Origin of the sequence: Desulfovibrio intestinalis, from assembly GCF_014202345.1 — a bacterium.
In the GTDB taxonomy this organism is placed as follows: domain Bacteria; phylum Desulfobacterota; class Desulfovibrionia; order Desulfovibrionales; family Desulfovibrionaceae; genus Desulfovibrio; species Desulfovibrio intestinalis.
This window is the reverse complement of sequence record NZ_JACHGO010000008.1, coordinates 165900-181517: the sequence shown is the minus strand read 5'-3', so window position 1 is coordinate 181517 and position 15618 is coordinate 165900. Positions and strand designations below refer to the sequence as shown.

Here is a 15618-nt window from a genome sequence, read left to right as displayed (position 1 = left end):
TGGTAATAGCTTTCATTGGGATGGCCTCCTGCAAAGGTTTTTAGGCTACCTTATGCATACCCGCTTCAGTCGGGCGGGGCCATCCCATCATTTTAGCTTTAAAGAAGTTTAAGCGCTCTAACGCTGCAACGCGGTGTGGCTAACGCAGAACAACTTTTGGGGAATATATTTTCCAATTGAAATGTCCCGTGTAACGTTGGTTCCTGCATTGGCGAGGATGGCGGCACGCAGTAAAACGTGCCGCACTTGCCGCCATCCAGCCAGCCGCAGACGCAGCACTGTGAAAGTTGAAACCTGCAGACCGCACGCAGGCCTGAATATGGTGGCCGGGGTTCCGGTAAGGATTCCCGGCCACAGTCTTTTATGCACGCGGCGCGTTCTTTTGCTTACTGCGTCGCGCGCTCAAGTCACTTACGGCGGCGGACCGCCGGAGGCCCTGTGCATCCTGTTTTTGAAAAGAAATCTCTTGCCTGCTACGCCTTGAGCGCTTCCGCCTTGCCCCTGGCCCGGCGGCTCAAATCGCTGGTAGCCGGAAAACCCTGGACAAGCCCCAAGGGGGGCCGTCTGGCCGATTGCCGCATATTCATGCCCGAGCGCATTTGCTCCTCGGACGCGCAGCCCTTTCACAGGTTGGGAGAATTTCTTTCCACAACGTACCAGCAGTATGGCGCGCATGTGTTCATTGGGGCCACTGGCATTGCGGTGCGCGCCCTGGCCCCATTGTTGACCCACAAGAGCCTGGACCCGCCCGTGCTGGTGCTGGACGCGGCGGGCAACTATGTAATCAGCCTTCTTTCCGGCCACTGGGGCGGCGGCAACGAACTGACCCGTCATGTGGCGCAGTTGCTCCGGGCCACGCCAGTAATTACAACAGCTTCTGATGTTATGGCAGAAAGCGACGCTGCCCTGATCGAGAGCGAAGGCAGCGCCCTGGCTTCAGGCGGAAAGCCGTCCACAGGCGGGCATCCTTTGGCTCTTGATCTGTTTTTGCGTGAGGCTGGCCTGCGCATTGTGGATTGGCAGCGGTTGCCGCGCGCACAGGCAGCTCTGCTGGAGGGCGAAAGCCTGGAAGTTTGGGACCCCTGCGGGGCGGTGCCGGAGCACGATTCGCTGACGCCAGTACCCAGCGAGGCCGGAGCTATGGCTTTGCCGCACTCCTTGCTGGCTGGCAAACGTGAGGCGCACGCGCCACCTCTGCTTGCAGCGCATTGGCGGCGGTTGCCACTTGCCGAGGGGCTTTTGCGCGTCGCAGTGCCGCGTCTTTATGTGGGACTTGGCTGCCGCAAGGATCTGCCACCGGGAATGGCGCTGGCTGCGTTAAATGAATTTTTTGCCATCCACGGTCTGGAGCCGCAGGCCATCGCCGCGTTGAGCACAGTAACAGAGAAATTGCAGGAACGGGCATTGCGAGAGCTTGCCGCCCGCCTTGATGTGCCTCTTCAGGGCTTTGATTCTGCCCGGCTGGCCAAGTGCCCTGTGCCCAATCCTTCAGAAGCGGCAGGGCGGCGTTTTGGGCAGCCTCCGTTCAGTGTGTGCGAGGCCGCAGCCTTGCTGGCAGCCCGTGGAGAAGATGGCACGGGTGTGGCCCGGCTGTTGTTGGCCAAGGAAATTTTTCAGTCACAACTGACCATTGCGGTGGCCCTGGCCTTTGAAGAAGAGCACCCAAATGCTCATGCCAATGCCGACCACAGCGAAAAAGGGTAAATCATGACGCAAGCAGCCAGCCTGCATGTGGTGGGCCTTGGCCCTGGACACGCCGACTGCCTTACGCCGCAGGCCCGCGCCGTTCTGGAACGGGCCGAGTGCGTGGCGGGCTATCACCTGTATATGGATATGGTTCCACCGGAACTGCTTGAAGGCAAGCAGCGTATCAGTACGGGCATGCGGCACGAGACAGAACGCTGTGAAGCCGCAGTGGACGCCGCTTTGGCTGGTCAGGCCACGGTCCTTGTCTGCTCGGGCGATCCCGGCATCTACGCCCTGGCTGGCCTTGCCCTTGAGGTTCTGGAATCTCGCGGCCTTGTTGACCACATTCCCTTTGGCGTGGTGCCGGGGGTGCCTGCCGTGTGCGCGGCGGCAGCCCTGCTTGGTGCGCCCCTGACGCACGACTTTGCCTGCATCAGCATGAGCGATCTGCTCACCCCGTGGGAAACCATTGTCAAAAGGCTTACGGCGGCCCTTGAGGCAGACTTTGTCTGCGCCATATACAACCCGCGTTCCAAGGGACGCCCCGGTCACCTGGACACCGCCCTGACGCTGGCTCGCCGCTTTCGTGAACCGCAGTGTCCCGTTGGATTGGTGCGCCAGGCTTACCGTCCTGAACAGAGCGTGAGCGTACACAGGCTGGACAGCTTTGATGCAACACAGGTGGACATGCTTTCTCTGCTTATTATTGGCAACAGTGAAAGCCGATCTCTTGGGTCATATATGCTTACACCAAGGGGATATGCACGCAAAAGGCAGCTATGAGTGACTGAACAACTTGAAAATGTATTTCATGGGCTCCATTGACACGTTTCCTCACTGGCCGTAAGGTTATTGCAATTCTCATGTGTTGTTTTTTACCTTGGAGGACTGCCGTGAAAAAAATCTTTGCTCTCACCTGTATGCTGGCCCTGATCTTTGCCGTGAGTGCTTGGGCTGCACCCGCTGCACCTGACAAGCCGGTAGAAATCAAGGGCTCCCAGAAAACCGTCATGTTTCCCCACGCTCCTCATGAAAAAGTGGAATGCGTGACCTGTCACCACTTGGTGGACGGTAAGGAAAGCTTCGCCAAATGCGGCAGCGCAGGCTGCCATGACGACCTGACCGCCAAGAAGGGTGAAAAGAGCCTGTTCTATGTGATCCACACCAAGACAGGCCTCAAGCACACCAACTGCGCAGAATGCCATAGCAAGGTTGTGGCCGAAAAGCCTGACCTCAAGAAGGATCTTACCGGTTGCGCCAAGTCGAAGTGCCATCCGTAAGCCAGTGATTTGCTTCGGCCCCGTTGTGCCGGGCCAAGATGAAAGGCAGTGTGAGCAAAGCTCCCGCTGCCTTTCTTTGTATATATCGGGATATCGCTACCAGGCTTGTTGGGGGCAGCGAAAAGCCGTCGGCTTTTGCCCGCCGTGGCTGTAGGGTAGGCAGTAGCAGGCCAAGCAGTCCACTTGAATGGTACCGCGAAGGCAGCGGCATAACCGGACACGCCAATATTACGGCAGCATTGCGCAACATGTGCGCGAGCGTGGCTTGGCCAAAATAAAAGGCCGACGGAAGCATTGTTGCCGTCGGCCCTGTTTCTCACTGAAGAGGAAGTGTAAGGAATTTAGCCTTCCTGGCACTTCTTTTTAAGCGTTTCGGCAATGGTCTTGCCCAGTTCGTGGCAAGCCTTGAGCACGTCGCGGTCGGGCCGCCAGTTGCACTTCACGGGTTCGGCAGGCATTTCCATATTCATGCCGGCAAGGTGTTCCTGCAATTGCTTGGGAGCTTCCCCGGACCAGCCGAAGGAACCGAAGGCACCGCCCACACGGTTCAGGGGCCGCAGACCTTTCATGTAGGTCAACTGAGCGGCCACCAGGGGAAGGATGGTGTTGTTGTGGGTGGGCGAACCAGCCAGCACCGCGCCGCAGTCGGCCAGTTCGGTCATAACTGCGCTGTGGTGGTTGCTCTTGACTGACATGATGCGCGTGGGCACGCCGTTTTCTTCCAGGCCGCTGCAAGCCGCGTAGGCCATAGATTCCGTTGACTGCCACATGGTGTCGTAGAAAATGAGCGCACGCTGCTGGGGCTTTTGCTCGGCCATTGTGCGGTACATGTCGATGATGTTGCGCACAGCCTTTTCGCCACGGTGGATGAGACCGTGGTCAGGGGCGATCATGTCTATGTCCAGCTGCTCCACAATGGGCAGAGTTTTGAGCACCATTGGCGAGTAGGGCAGCACGATGTTGTAGTAGTATTCCTTGACGCGGCGCAGGTATTCGCTGTCATCGCCAAAGTCGTCCACAAAGCGTGCGGAGCTGGCAATATTCTGGCCGAAGATGTCGTTGCTGACGAGCAGCCTTTCTTCAGGAATGTATGAGACCATGCTGTCAGGCCAGTGCAGCATGCGCGTTTCTTGAAAAACGATGGTGCGCTTGCCTATGCTGACGGTGTCGCCACTTTTTACGGCCTGTACGGGCCAGTCTTTGCACGCAAAATAGCCTGCCATAGACTTGAGGCCAGCCTGGGAGACAAAAATTTTCTCGGGCTTGCAGCGTTCCACAATGGTCTCAAGAGCGCCAGCGTGGTCGAGCTCCATGTGGTTGCAGACGATGTAGTCGATTTTTTCAGGATCCAGCACCTTGGCCATGCGGCACAGCAGGGTGCCTTCGCAGCCAGAGGCTACCGTGTCCATCAGAACGTTTTTTTCGTCCTTGATAAGATAGGCATTATATGTGGAACCGTCCGGGGAGCGGGAGTACCCGTGAAAGTCCCGGTGGTCGTAGTCCACATAACCTATCCAGAAGATGTCTTTTTTAATTTCAACAGGTTGCATCATTTTCTCCGGAGTGTTGGGTCTTCCTTTTTACAAAAAGCCCCGCTTTGCCACAAGCTGCGGCAAAGCGGGGAAAAGTACAGGAAAAGACCGGAATTAGGCCGGGCTGAACTGATCCTTGCTCACCCCGCAAACAGGGCAGCACCAGTCATCAGGCAGCTGGTCGAAAGGCACGTTGTCGTGTTCGGCGGGATCATATTCATAACCACAAACAGCACATACGTATTTCTGCATTGGAATCCTCCTTAGGAAGTGGCGCGGAATCCGCGCTTTTGTAGTACGGACTTGAGAGATCTAGTTTTCAGCCTTCCAGTGGCCGTGCAAATTGCAAAATTCGCGTGCGGTCACCTTGGTGGCGTCAATGGCAAAAAAGGCCTCGGGCGCTTCGCCGGGCTTAAGGAACTTGGTGTAGCTTCTGCCGTCGGCAAGCAGCTCAATCCATTCGATCCAGTGCTTTTCTTCCATGGGGTGAGGGACGCTGCCCACTTTCACAAGATAGCCGCCGTCAACCTTTTCAATCACGGGCACATGCTTTTCCATGGCACCGTCAGTAGCGCCTTCTACCATATGCTTCATGGGCTCGCCACAGCAAACGAGGTCGGCTCCGCCACCATGCAGAACTTCAACGATGTTGCCGCAATGAGTACATTTATAAACTTCCAGATGCTTGGGCATGGTTTCCTCACTTACGTTTAGGCCGACATAGGCCTCGATATAGGTTGCCGTCGGTGTTGCCGAACGGGGGGCTTTTCAGCTTCGCATTCGCACAAGCAGCCCCGGATACCAGCTAATATTCTGTAAGAAGTTCGGGCCAAAGTAAAGCCCTTTTTATAAAAAATAGTAATTATTACTAAAAAGATGTTATTTAGGCCCGCCCCATGCCCACTTGCCGACGGCGCCGCCCAAGGCTGGAGCATTTCGTCTTTGAAGTGCTCAGGCGGTTGCGTGAGCATGTGCCCGCCGTGGAGGCGTAGCGCTATTTGTTTGCGCAGTTAAATGCCGCAACGAGTCTGTCTCAAACTTGGAGAAATATATCCTCAGAGTTACTCCGCTCTAGGGAGCGGACTGCTGGGGCTGGCTTTCAGAAGAAATATCCTCTTCTGAAGACGACTCGGAAACAGAGGGCTTTTGTTCGCCGCTCTGCATCTCTTCAACAGGGGCAGGGCGGCGTACTGCGCCCAGAACATTGGGCAGCAAGGCGCGCATGTCGCCTGTTACCAGCAGGCCCGCAGCGCTCAATCCCGCCAGTTCGTGCCTCCAGTGGGTTGACCGCACCAGCAGGCCAGCTTGCCCGCCGCCTTCCACATACATGACCGTGCGAATGTTGAGGGGCAGGTGCAGAAGTTGCTGGGCAAAGGCGTAAGCCTCCACAGGCTGCCGGCAGTGGAGAAAAAGGATGCGCCCTTCGCCGTCCTGAGCTACCGCAGAAATGGAGTAGTGCGGTCCGCCGGGCGACCACAGGATACGCCTGTCGGCGCTGGTCATGCGGTAGTTCTGGATGACCAGTCGGTACTGCCCTATGTGCTGTTCCCACTGTGGGTCGTCACGATCAACAATGGCGGCTCCCGGCAGTTCCGGGCTGGTGGGCCCGGCGACAAAAAAGGCCCCGAACCGCTGAACCACTCGCTTGTTGTTGAAATGGCCGTCCTGCTTCATATAGCCCGTGCTGGTTACACCGTCGGGCAGATACATGCTGGCGTTGATGGCTGCGGAAAGATTGTACTGCTCGGCCCACTGGTTCAGCGAGCGCAGCGGGCCGCCATCCTGTGAACGGGCGCAGAGAATAAAATTGAAGTGGGCAGGGTCGATGCGCAGGGCCGTGAGCAGGGCTTCGCTGTCATTGAGACGAAACTGGCCAAAATCTAGCCCGGCTTCCAGTTGTCGCCAGTCGGGCTTGCCCTGTTCGTCAACTCCGGCGGAAAACGAAACCGATGTGGTCACGCCCGGCATTGCAACCGTTGTGGCCTGGTTGGACGCGTCCAGGGCGGTAGCAGGCGTGGCCTCGGGGGCAGGCGTAGTCAAAGCAGGGGCAGTTCCAGCGGAGGCAGATTCGGCCCCGGCAGCGGCGGACGGGGTGCCGTTGGAAGCGGATGCGCCGGAGGTGGTGGCTGGCGTCAAGGTTAGCGGTATGGGCGGCAGGGCGGGAGCGCTGGCGTTGTTTTCATTAACCGCTCCTTCCCCGTTGCCCTCGCGGGCGGTGGCGTCGCTCTTCTGAGCAGCCACAATCAGGGGCTGCTCAGAGGGAACATCCTGTGCGGCGTTTACTTTGGGGGTAACACAGAGCAGCAAAGCTGCCATAGTGCAGAGGGCACGCGCCAGCAAAAAGACACGGCCCTGAGGGGGAGCTTCTGGCTTGCCTATGCGGGCAGTGCGCGGGCGCTGCCCGCATGTGTGAATGCTGTTGCGTATTTTCATAGTATGCTTTTGGGGCTTGAACCTGCATTACGACCAAGTCGTGTATTTTGCAAGAGCTGCCCGGCCTTTTTTCTTGACATATCAACTTATCTAGATATAAACATAAACAAATTGGTCATGAAGAGAAGGCCGCACTCGCGCCGCACACAAGGAGTCGCAGCATGCATATCGGAGAAAGCATTCGAGCCGCCAAGAAGCCGTTTTTTTCGCTGGAGTTTTTTCCGCCAGCCGATGAAGCGAACCTGCCCGGCTTTTTTAACACAGTGGAGCAATTGCAGGTTCTGGCTCCTCTGTTTGCTTCCGTCACTTACGGTGCAGGCGGCGGCAAGCAACGCAACACGCTTGCCGTAACTGCCGAGCTGGCGCGCCGCGGTTTGAATACTATGGCGCACCTCACCTGTGTGGGAGCCGACCCTGAGAAAATATCCGCATTCTTGGCAGAGTTGCGGGCCTCCGGGGTGGATAATGTGCTTGCCCTGCGTGGCGATCCGCCTGTTGGAGAGGATTGGGACTGGAGCAAGGGACATTTTCATCATGCCTCAGACCTGGTTGCCTTTGCCCGCCGCCAGCAGCCTGACATGGGCATTGGTGTTGCGGCCTATCCCGCGCCGCACCCCGAATCGACATCCATTGCGCAGGACAGGCTCCATACCGCCGAAAAAATGCGCAGCGGCGCGGACTTTGCCGTGACCCAGCTTTTCTTTGATTCCCGGGAATATCTGGACCTGCTGGAGCATCTGCGCGGCAGGGGCATCCACACGCCCATTATTCCGGCTATTCTGCCCATTCAGAGCTTTGACTCCCTGCGGCGGGTGCTTTCACTCTGCGGCGCGAACATACCCGGCAAGCTGTACCTTGACCTTGAAAAGGCCAATGAAAAGGGCGGAGCCGAAGCGGTGCGTGAGGTCGGGCTGGAATTTGCGGTGCGACAGATACAGTTTTTGTTGGAAAACGGCGCTCCCGGAGTTCATCTATATACACTTAACAAGGCCGACATGTGCTTGCGGCTGGCTGAAGAGTCCGGCCTTTTGCGGGCGTGACGCAAACTTCGGGCCCCGGCAACCGCCGGGGCCCTCGTGTTTTCGTTGACCAGGATGTACGTCCGGTATAGTTTTGCGCCTATGTCGGCATACGTGGAAAAAGGGCACGGCCTCCTGCTTGTGGCCGTTTGCGGGGGCCTGTTTTGTATGCCCTTCATGATGGCGGGGGTGAGTGCCGTACTGCCCTTGCTGGGGGAAGAACTGCACGCCACCGCAAGAGAGTTGGGACTCATTGGCGCAGCCTATGCGCTTGGCCTTGCCATGTTTCAGCTCGGCGGCGGCAGTATGGGCGATATCTGGGGCTACCGCCGTGTCTTTTTGTGGGGAGCGGCGCTTTTTGCCCTGACAGGCGCGGCTCAAGGTTTTGTTCCTTCCGTTGATCTTCTTCTTCCCTTGCGCTTTCTTCAGGGAGTTGGCGGCGCGATTCTCAACGCCTGCGGTCTGGCCTTGCTGGCCTCAGCTGCGCCAGAAGGCCGCCGTGCGGTCTATCTTGGTTTCAGCAGCGCCTCAATTTCCGCAGGTGTAGCGTGCGGTCCGGCTGTCGCCGGAATTCTGGCAGACAGCCTTGGCTGGCGCTGGCTATTCTGGGGCAATGCCCTTCTGGCGCTGGCCGTGCTTTGCCTCATGAATTTTTTTGTGCAGTTTGAACGGCGGCCCACGCCAGACCGCGCTTTTGACTGGAAGGGCTGCTCCCTTTACGGTCTTGGCATGACGGCGCTTACGTGTGGCGCATCATTGCTGGCAGACAGGCCTCTTCCGGCCTGGGGGCTGCTGGCCGCGTTTGGTGTTCTGCTGGCGGCATTTTGTCTGTACGAGTGGAGCGCCAAAGCTCCCTTGCTGGATTTGCGTCTGCTTGGCCGCAGTAAGATATTTGCCCTGTCAGCCCTGGCCTCACTGGTCAATTACGCCTCCCTGTCTGGCCTGGTGGTTTTTTTTAGCCTGTATCTTCACTATGGCCTGGGTATGAGCGTGCGGGAGGCAGGCTTTTTTTTGGCCCTGCAATCCGCAGTGCAGGTACTGGCTACGCCGTTGGCGGCGCGGCTGTGCCTGAAAGTAAAACCGGGCTGGGTCAGCGGCATTGGGGTGTTCCTGTGTGGGCAGGGAGTGCTTGCTGCAACCCTTTTGCGTCTTGATTCTTCCATATGGCTTTTTGTGGCAGTGCAGAGCCTACTTGGCATTGGCATCAGTTTTTTTGCCATGCCCAATACCACAATAATGTTCGGCAGCGCCGGGCCGGATCATGTGGGGCAGGCTTCTGGCCTCAACGGTGCGGTGCGCACCGGCGGGCAGCTTTTCAATCTTGTTCTGATCACCCTGACCATGTCGTTTTTTCTGCACGGGCAGTCTGTGCGGCGCGAAACCGTTGACAGTTTTATGAGCGCAATGCATCTGGATTTAAAAATTTTCGGCCTGCTCAATACGCTGGCCCTGATATGCATACTTGTGCGTTACCATATATTCCGTAAGGTCCGAAGCGCTGCCTGACCGTTCGACCTTGTTTGCTTTATGATGCCCCTGTGTTGATCAGCCCCATACCCGGAGATACTGTTTCGTCATGTCGTCATCCATCGAAAAAGGCCACGGCTGGCTGCTGGTAGCGGTCTGTACCTCCCTGTTCTGCATGCCCTTCATGATGGCAGGCGTGAACGCGGTTTTGCCGCCTATGGGCGCGGACCTGAATGCCAGCGTGCAGGAACTCGGGCTTATGGGGGCCTTCTATGCTATGGGCCTTGCCGTTTTTCAGCTTGCCAGCGGCAGTCTTGGTGATATTTGGGGATACCGCCGCATCTTCATTTGGGGCACGGCCATCTTTGGCATAAGCGGAGCATTGCTGGGATTTGTTACTTCAGTGGAAGTGTTTTTGGGCTTACGCCTTGTACAGGGCGTTGGCGGGGCCATGTTCAACGCCTGTGGTCTTGCCCTGCTGGCATCGGCTGCGCCTGCTGGTAAACGGGCCATCTACCTCGGCTACAGCGGCTCTGCCGTTTACGCGGGTATTGCCTGTGGTCCTCCTGTGGCGGGCTTTGTGGCGGGCTGGCTTGACTGGCGCTGGCTTTTCTGGGGCAATGCGCTTACTTCCCTCGGCGTGCTTCTGCTCATGAAGTATTGCGTAAAGCTGGATTGGCGGACCGCCAAGGGCCGTCCCTTTGACTGGGGCGGCTGCATAATCTACGGGCTGGCCATGACGGCGCTGACCTTCGGTTCGTCAGAACTGGCAGACTATCCCGTCATGGCGGGTTGCCTGCTGGCGGCGTTTATCGTCCTTATGGTGCTGTTCTGCTTCAAGGAACTGCGCAGCGACTTTCCCATCCTTGATATGCGCCTGCTGGCGCGCAACCGGGTTTTCGCCCTGTCTTCGCTGGCGGCCTTTATCAACTACAGTTCTTTTTTCGGCATCCTGTTCTTTTTCAGTCTGTACCTGCAGTTTGGACGGGGCATGACCGTGCAGCAGGCGGGCATGTTTCTGGCTTTGCAGTCGCTGGTGCAGGCTTTGATGACCCCGGTGGCGGCGCGCTTGTGCATCAAGTTCGACCCCGGCCATGTGAGCGCCGTGGGCGTGGGCTTGTGCGGCCTGGGCCTTTTGACGTCGGCCTTTCTTGAAATCGATTCGCCCATCGGCGTGCTGCTGGCAGCCCAGGGGCTGCTTGGCGTGGGCATAAGCCTTTTTGCCCTGCCCAATACCACCATTATTCTTGAAAGCGCGGGGCCGGAACATGTGGGGCAGGCCTCTGGCCTGACCGGAGCTGTGCGCACTGGCGGGCAGCTTGTGAACATGGCCGTCATCACCCTGACCCTGGGCTTCTTTTTGGGAGATCAGCCTGCAGGGCCAGAGACCATAGACGCTTTTATGGACAGTATGCATGTTGATTTGGTGGTTTTTGGCGTGCTGAATCTCTTGGCTGTGGGGTGCGTGCTGGCACGCAACAGAAAATAAGCGAAAAAAGTGCGTATTCCGAGGCAGAAAAAAGTCTAAAGTTTTTTGTAGGGCAGCCGAACAAGCAGTAAGGACGGAGACATTCATGGCCGACGCCAATTCTGCAAAACTGCGCATGATGTTACAAGGGTATGAACAGCAATTGCTGGCTGCCCGGCGTCTTGCGCGGTTCAGGGTTCGCATGCGGCTGGCGCATGGCGATGCGCCGGATGATCCTGATCCGGCAGCCCATCGGCACGCCTGCGTTGAAAGAGTGGCGCGCGAGCTTTACGAAACACTGCTTTTCACTGGCAGTGATAACCCCGTGGTGGAGAACATCCGCCAGGAGCTGGGCAGGGAAGTGGGGCAGGAAGTGCGCTTCACCTACCCGCCAGGCCAGAGATTGCACATTGTGGGTGAGGGCCCGGACGGCATGCAGCCGCTGCCCGAAGATTTGCAGCGAAAAACGCGGCATGCCCTGTGGCGCATCACCCGCGACACGGTAGACAAAAGTATGCTGGAAGAGCCGCCAAGAGACGGAAGTTTTGTGAAACCGGCGGCACAAGGCGGTGTGGAAGCACCGTCAGCGGAGTAGAAAATGGAAATCAAGAATACGACGAACAGCTTTTTCGATCCTTATTCCGCCGGGCTGGAGAAAAGCGCCGAGGCCAGATCAGACACGCGCCTGAAGGCACGCGCTGAAGGAACCGGCACTGAAGCCCCCCAAGGCGATACGGTCAGCGTTTCGCAGGATGCCCTGCTGCTGACGGAAGCGCGCCGCGCCGCCCAAAGCGCGCCGGACGTACGCTCGGATAAGGTTGAGGCGCTGCGCATTCAGGTAGCCAACGGAACCTATAAGCCGGACAGCCAGCTCATTGCCGCCAACCTCGTGCGTGAAGAACCGGGGCTGTTCCAGATATAGCTTTGTAGCCTCCGTATAGCTCCCTTCGATTTCGCGCCGCCATACTCCGGCAGGCCCCGCCTTATCCCGTCAGACCAGATTTCATCAGGCCAGATTTCATCAGACCAGATTTCAACAGGCCAGATTTCATAGGTATAAACCCCGACCCGCTCCCGTGAGCGAGGTCGGGGTTTTGGCGTTTATAGCCAGTCATACTTGTACGACGCAGGTTCAAGGGCGTTCGGCACGGTTTCTGCAAAACAGGCTGTGCCGGAATTCCGGCAAGGAGTCAGCGCCATGAAATTGACAATTTTGCGCAATCCTACCCTGTGGATTTTTACAGCCGCCCTGCTCATCAGCATGGTGCTTCCCTCACAGGCTGCGCGCATTAAGGATATTGCCAACTTTTCCGGTGTTCGCGACAACCAGCTCATAGGCTATGGCCTTGTGGTGGGCCTGGCGGGCACTGGAGATAAAAAAGATTCAGTTTTTACTATGAGTTCCATGAAAAACATGATGGACCGCATGGGCATTGGCGTGGACTCCTCAGCGCTGAAGACCAAGAACGTGGCTTCCGTTATGGTGACGGCACGCATGCCGATTTCTGCCAAGCCGGGTACAAGCCTTGACGTTACCGTGTCTTCTGTGGGCGACGCCACATCCCTTCTGGGCGGCGTGTTGCTGCAAACGGCCCTCAAGGGCGTTGACGGCAAGATATATAGTCTGGCTCAGGGTTCGTTGACCGTGGGCGGTTTTTCCAGCCAGGGCAAGGCAGCCAGCGTCAGCAAGAATATCAGCACCGTGGGCATTATCCCCGGCGGCGGCATTGTGGAGCGCGGCATTCCCTTTGAATTCAATCAGCAGGACAAGCTCACCCTGCACCTGCGTACGGCGGATTTCAGCACTGCCCAGCAGATAGCCGAACGCGTCAACGGCGCTATGGGCGGCCCCTTTGCCCGCGCTGTTGATGACATGTCCATCACAATGGATATCCCGCCCCAGTACCGTCACAACATGGTGCCCCTCATGGCCTCCATTGAAAATCTGGACGTCAGCCCGGACACTGCCGCCAAGGTGGTTGTGGACGAAAAGACGGGCACCGTGGTGCTTGGCCGCGATGTGCGCATCATGCGCGCGGCGGTGGCCCACGGCAACTTGCAGATAACCGTGCAGGAAGGCCAGCAGGTGTCGCAGCCCGGCCCGTTCTCGCAGGGGCAGACAGTGGTGACCCCCACCACGGAAACCAATGTGCGTGAAGAAAACCGCCATCTGATTATCGTTGAAGGGGCCACTCTTCAGGAGCTAGTGGACGGTCTCAACTCCATCGGGGCTACCCCGCGCGACCTTATTTCCATCCTGCGCACCATGCAGGTTTCCGGTGCGCTGTTGGCGGAGCTGGAGGTAATCTAACATGACCTCGCCTCTTACCACAGGTCTTGTGCCGCATGAGGCCAGCGGGTCCGAAGTGTCCCACCGCGAGTTTCAGTCGCGTCTGGCGGGCGTGAGCAACCTCAATGGCAAAAAAATGACGGAAGCGGAGAAGGAAAAGAAGCTCCGTGAAGCCTGCGAAGGCTTTGAATCCATATTTATTCAGAAAATGTGGCAGGAAATGCGCAGCACCCTGCCCAAGACCAATATGCTTCAGGGACGTGAAGAGCAGTACTGGCAGAGCATGTACGATCAGGAGTTGGCCAAGTCTATGACCGCAGCGGGCGGTATTGGCCTGGCTGACATGATGTATGCCCAGCTTTCTCGCGATCTTGTTTCGGCCAGCCGTAGCACGGCTTCAGCCAAAACAGGCTCCGCGTCGGGCTTTGTGCCGCAGGTTGCCTCCATCATACCGCAGGAAGATCAGGCGGCAGGATCTGCTGAAGGGCAAGGCGCTCCACAGGGCAAGGCTGGGCATACAGCCATGCGTGGCAATATGCCCATACCTTCCGTGTATGACGGCATAGCTCCTGTGCAGGATGTGGGTGAATCCATGCAGCTTCAGGTGATGCCCGGCGGGACCGGTTCTGCCGAAGCCGCACTGGCTGCGGCGGGGCAACCAGCTTCGCAAGCTCCTGCCATAGCCACTCCTCCTGAAGTGGAACAGGCTTTGGCCGCATTGCGTTCCCGCAAGGAAGCTGGCGTCCGTCAGGAAGGGGAACAACGAGCACCCAACATGAATACGGGGCTGAACCTTGCTCGCGCGGCCCAGTTTGAGGCGGGCAGCAAGGTAGGCGCGCGCGCGGTATTGCCGCGTACGCACCTTAACGGTCCCGCGCACAGCCCCAGCGCTTTGGCCGGACAGGCCGCCTCCCCGGCGGGTGCTGCGGCAACTGGCCGTGTGGATCATGCGGTGCAGACCGCCAATGCCGGACAGGCACTGGATATGCAGATGCGTATGGCCCAGAGCATGGGCACGCCCGCAGCCATGCAGGCGGCCATGCAAATGGGGCAGCCCCAGCAGGCGGGGGGCCAGATGACGGGCCAGGCAACAGCGCAGGCGGCAGATCAGGTTATGGGGCAGGCGCAAGTACTGCCCGGCACACAGAGAGCCATGCAACCCGGCATTCCTGTGCCCAGACCGCAACAGACTGCGCAGCCCGCCGGGGGTGTAATAACGCCTGGACCGAACGTTGCCGCAGGTCAGGATGCCGCGCAGGAACCGCATATTCAGAAGGTTCGCTACACCACCAATATGCCGCCCAGCCAGCGTAAAACTTCCGGCAGCGACATTCTGCACAATCTTGCAGTGGAAAATGCCGCCCGGTCGCCACAGGCGCCGCAGCCCGCCGAGGGATCTGCGCTGCCAGCTCAGACTGCCGCCGCGCAGCCCGTTGCCGCAGGGCACGAGGCAGTGCAGCAGCCGCAGCTTCAAAAGGTGCGCTACACCACCAACATGCCAGCCAGCCAGCGCAAGACTTCCGGCAGAGACATTCTGCGCAGCCGCAATGTGGACGCCGCTGGCCCCAACAGCCGTGCGGGAGCCGGATTGGCGGCCTATCATGCCCAGCAGGCAGGCCAGCCCGTTCAGGCAGCACCGGGGCAGCCAATGACGCCTGCCGCCGCAGGACAGCCCGCAGCAGCACAGGCCGTGCAGCCGCTGGCACAGCCCATGACAGGGCAGCCAGCATCGCCCATCGCGCCCCTGACTTCCGCAACGCCGCAGGCCGCACAGCCTGTGCAGCAGGTTCAGGTTCCTGAGAGTTACGGTATCCCGCCCCTTACGGCTATGGATCTGCGGCGCTGACGCTGGCTTTGCGGCCAGATCTCCGTTTTTGCCGCCGCTTGTGGGCACGGAAATTGCTTTGATAAGAGCGGGGCGGCAGATTCTGCCTGCGGGCCATAAGCCACAGGCCGCCCAGCGAGGTCTATTATGTACACGACAGTCCATTCATCCCTGATGCGTCAAAGCAAGGCTCTGGTCCTGCTGTGTGAACTTATGGAAGAAGAATACCAGGTTCTGCTGGGCCATGACACGGATGCCGTGGTGGCTCTGGAGTTTGCTATTCAGGAACTCATACGCCAGTTGGCGGTAGAAAAAGCCACAGTCATCAAGGCCCTTGCAGGCATGCGCGTCAAGGAATACGCCGGAAGCCTGCCGCAAGCCGAGGGTGATGTTTTGTTTGATCTGCTGACCACCATCGACAAGGCGGAGCAGGGAGTGTCTCGTCAGGCCACGCGCAACAGTCAGCTTTCTTTGGCTCTGCTGGATCAGAGCAGCCGCACCCTTCAAGCGTTGACCAGTCAGGTCATGCCGCCCAAGGCCGAAACATATGGCCGCCGGGGGGGCATGCGTGCGCATGCGCATCCCGAGGCGGCTCTTATTTCAGGGAGGCTCTAGGTC

The 15618-nt window shown here is 58.4% G+C and carries 15 protein-coding genes; 11 read left to right on the top strand and 4 right to left on the bottom strand.

Going from position 1 to position 15618, the window contains the following annotated elements; all coding sequences use genetic code 11:
• The first annotated feature begins 438 nt into the window (after positions 1–438).
• From HNQ38_RS12835 to HNQ38_RS12825, 3 genes are all read left to right on the top strand, one after another.
• Positions 439–1704, top strand: coding sequence for a cobalt-precorrin 5A hydrolase (locus HNQ38_RS12835; RefSeq protein ID WP_343060187.1), 1266 nt, complete (start codon positions 439–441; stop codon positions 1702–1704).
• 3 nt (positions 1705–1707) lie between these two features.
• Positions 1708–2469 carry a precorrin-3B C(17)-methyltransferase gene (gene cobJ / locus HNQ38_RS12830; RefSeq protein WP_183721767.1) on the top strand — a complete coding sequence of 254 codons (762 nt, stop codon included), beginning with the start codon at positions 1708–1710 and terminating at the stop codon, positions 2467–2469.
• Positions 2470–2579: 110 nt separating this feature from the next.
• Positions 2580–2966, top strand: coding sequence for a cytochrome c3 family protein (locus tag HNQ38_RS12825; RefSeq protein WP_183721761.1), 387 nt, complete (start codon positions 2580–2582; stop codon positions 2964–2966).
• Between the two features lie 341 nt (positions 2967–3307).
• On the opposite strand, the gene HNQ38_RS12820 is transcribed toward HNQ38_RS12825, so the two are convergent.
• From HNQ38_RS12820 to HNQ38_RS14290, 4 genes are all read right to left on the bottom strand, one after another.
• Positions 3308–4516 (bottom strand): FprA family A-type flavoprotein, encoded by a 1209-nt coding sequence (locus tag HNQ38_RS12820; RefSeq protein ID WP_183721759.1) that lies wholly within the window; start codon positions 4514–4516, stop codon positions 3308–3310.
• 96 nt (positions 4517–4612) lie between these two features.
• Positions 4613–4750 (bottom strand): rubredoxin, encoded by a 138-nt coding sequence (locus HNQ38_RS12815; RefSeq protein ID WP_183721756.1) that lies wholly within the window; start codon positions 4748–4750, stop codon positions 4613–4615.
• 60 nt (positions 4751–4810) lie between these two features.
• Positions 4811–5191, bottom strand: coding sequence for a desulfoferrodoxin (locus tag HNQ38_RS12810; protein ID WP_183721753.1), 381 nt, complete (start codon positions 5189–5191; stop codon positions 4811–4813).
• A gap of 378 nt (positions 5192–5569) precedes the next feature.
• Positions 5570–6931: a phosphodiester glycosidase family protein gene (locus tag HNQ38_RS14290; protein WP_246388148.1), complete on the bottom strand. Its 1362-nt coding sequence runs from the start codon at positions 6929–6931 to the stop codon at positions 5570–5572.
• Positions 6932–7092: 161 nt separating this feature from the next.
• Between HNQ38_RS14290 and HNQ38_RS12800 the strand changes: the two genes are divergently transcribed.
• The 8 genes from HNQ38_RS12800 to flgN all read left to right on the top strand — a co-directional run bounded on the left by HNQ38_RS12800 (position 7093) and on the right by flgN (position 15615).
• Positions 7093–7971 (top strand): methylenetetrahydrofolate reductase, encoded by an 879-nt coding sequence (locus HNQ38_RS12800; RefSeq protein ID WP_183721750.1) that lies wholly within the window; start codon positions 7093–7095, stop codon positions 7969–7971.
• Positions 7972–8052: 81 nt separating this feature from the next.
• Positions 8053–9456, top strand: coding sequence for an MFS transporter (locus HNQ38_RS12795; protein WP_183721747.1), 1404 nt, complete (start codon positions 8053–8055; stop codon positions 9454–9456).
• A 70-nt stretch (positions 9457–9526) separates the two neighbouring features.
• Positions 9527–10906 (top strand): MFS transporter, encoded by a 1380-nt coding sequence (locus HNQ38_RS12790; protein ID WP_183721744.1) that lies wholly within the window; start codon positions 9527–9529, stop codon positions 10904–10906.
• An 85-nt stretch (positions 10907–10991) separates the two neighbouring features.
• Positions 10992–11480, top strand: a complete 489-nt coding sequence (locus tag HNQ38_RS12785; RefSeq protein WP_183721740.1) for a DVU0524 family FlgM-associated protein — start codon at positions 10992–10994, stop codon at positions 11478–11480.
• A 3-nt stretch (positions 11481–11483) separates the two neighbouring features.
• Positions 11484–11807 carry a flagellar biosynthesis anti-sigma factor FlgM gene (gene flgM / locus HNQ38_RS12780; protein ID WP_183721737.1) on the top strand — a complete coding sequence of 108 codons (324 nt, stop codon included), beginning with the start codon at positions 11484–11486 and terminating at the stop codon, positions 11805–11807.
• 276 nt (positions 11808–12083) lie between these two features.
• A complete protein-coding gene (locus tag HNQ38_RS12775) occupies positions 12084–13196 on the top strand; it encodes a flagellar basal body P-ring protein FlgI (RefSeq protein ID WP_183721723.1) in 1113 nt (370 codons plus the stop codon).
• Position 13197: 1 nt separating this feature from the next.
• Entirely contained in the window at positions 13198–15021 is a 1824-nt protein-coding gene (locus HNQ38_RS12770; protein WP_246388147.1) for a rod-binding protein, read from the top strand.
• A 126-nt stretch (positions 15022–15147) separates the two neighbouring features.
• Positions 15148–15615 (top strand): flagellar export chaperone FlgN, encoded by a 468-nt coding sequence (gene flgN / locus HNQ38_RS12765; protein ID WP_183721719.1) that lies wholly within the window; start codon positions 15148–15150, stop codon positions 15613–15615.
• The last annotated feature ends 3 nt before the right edge of the window (positions 15616–15618 follow it).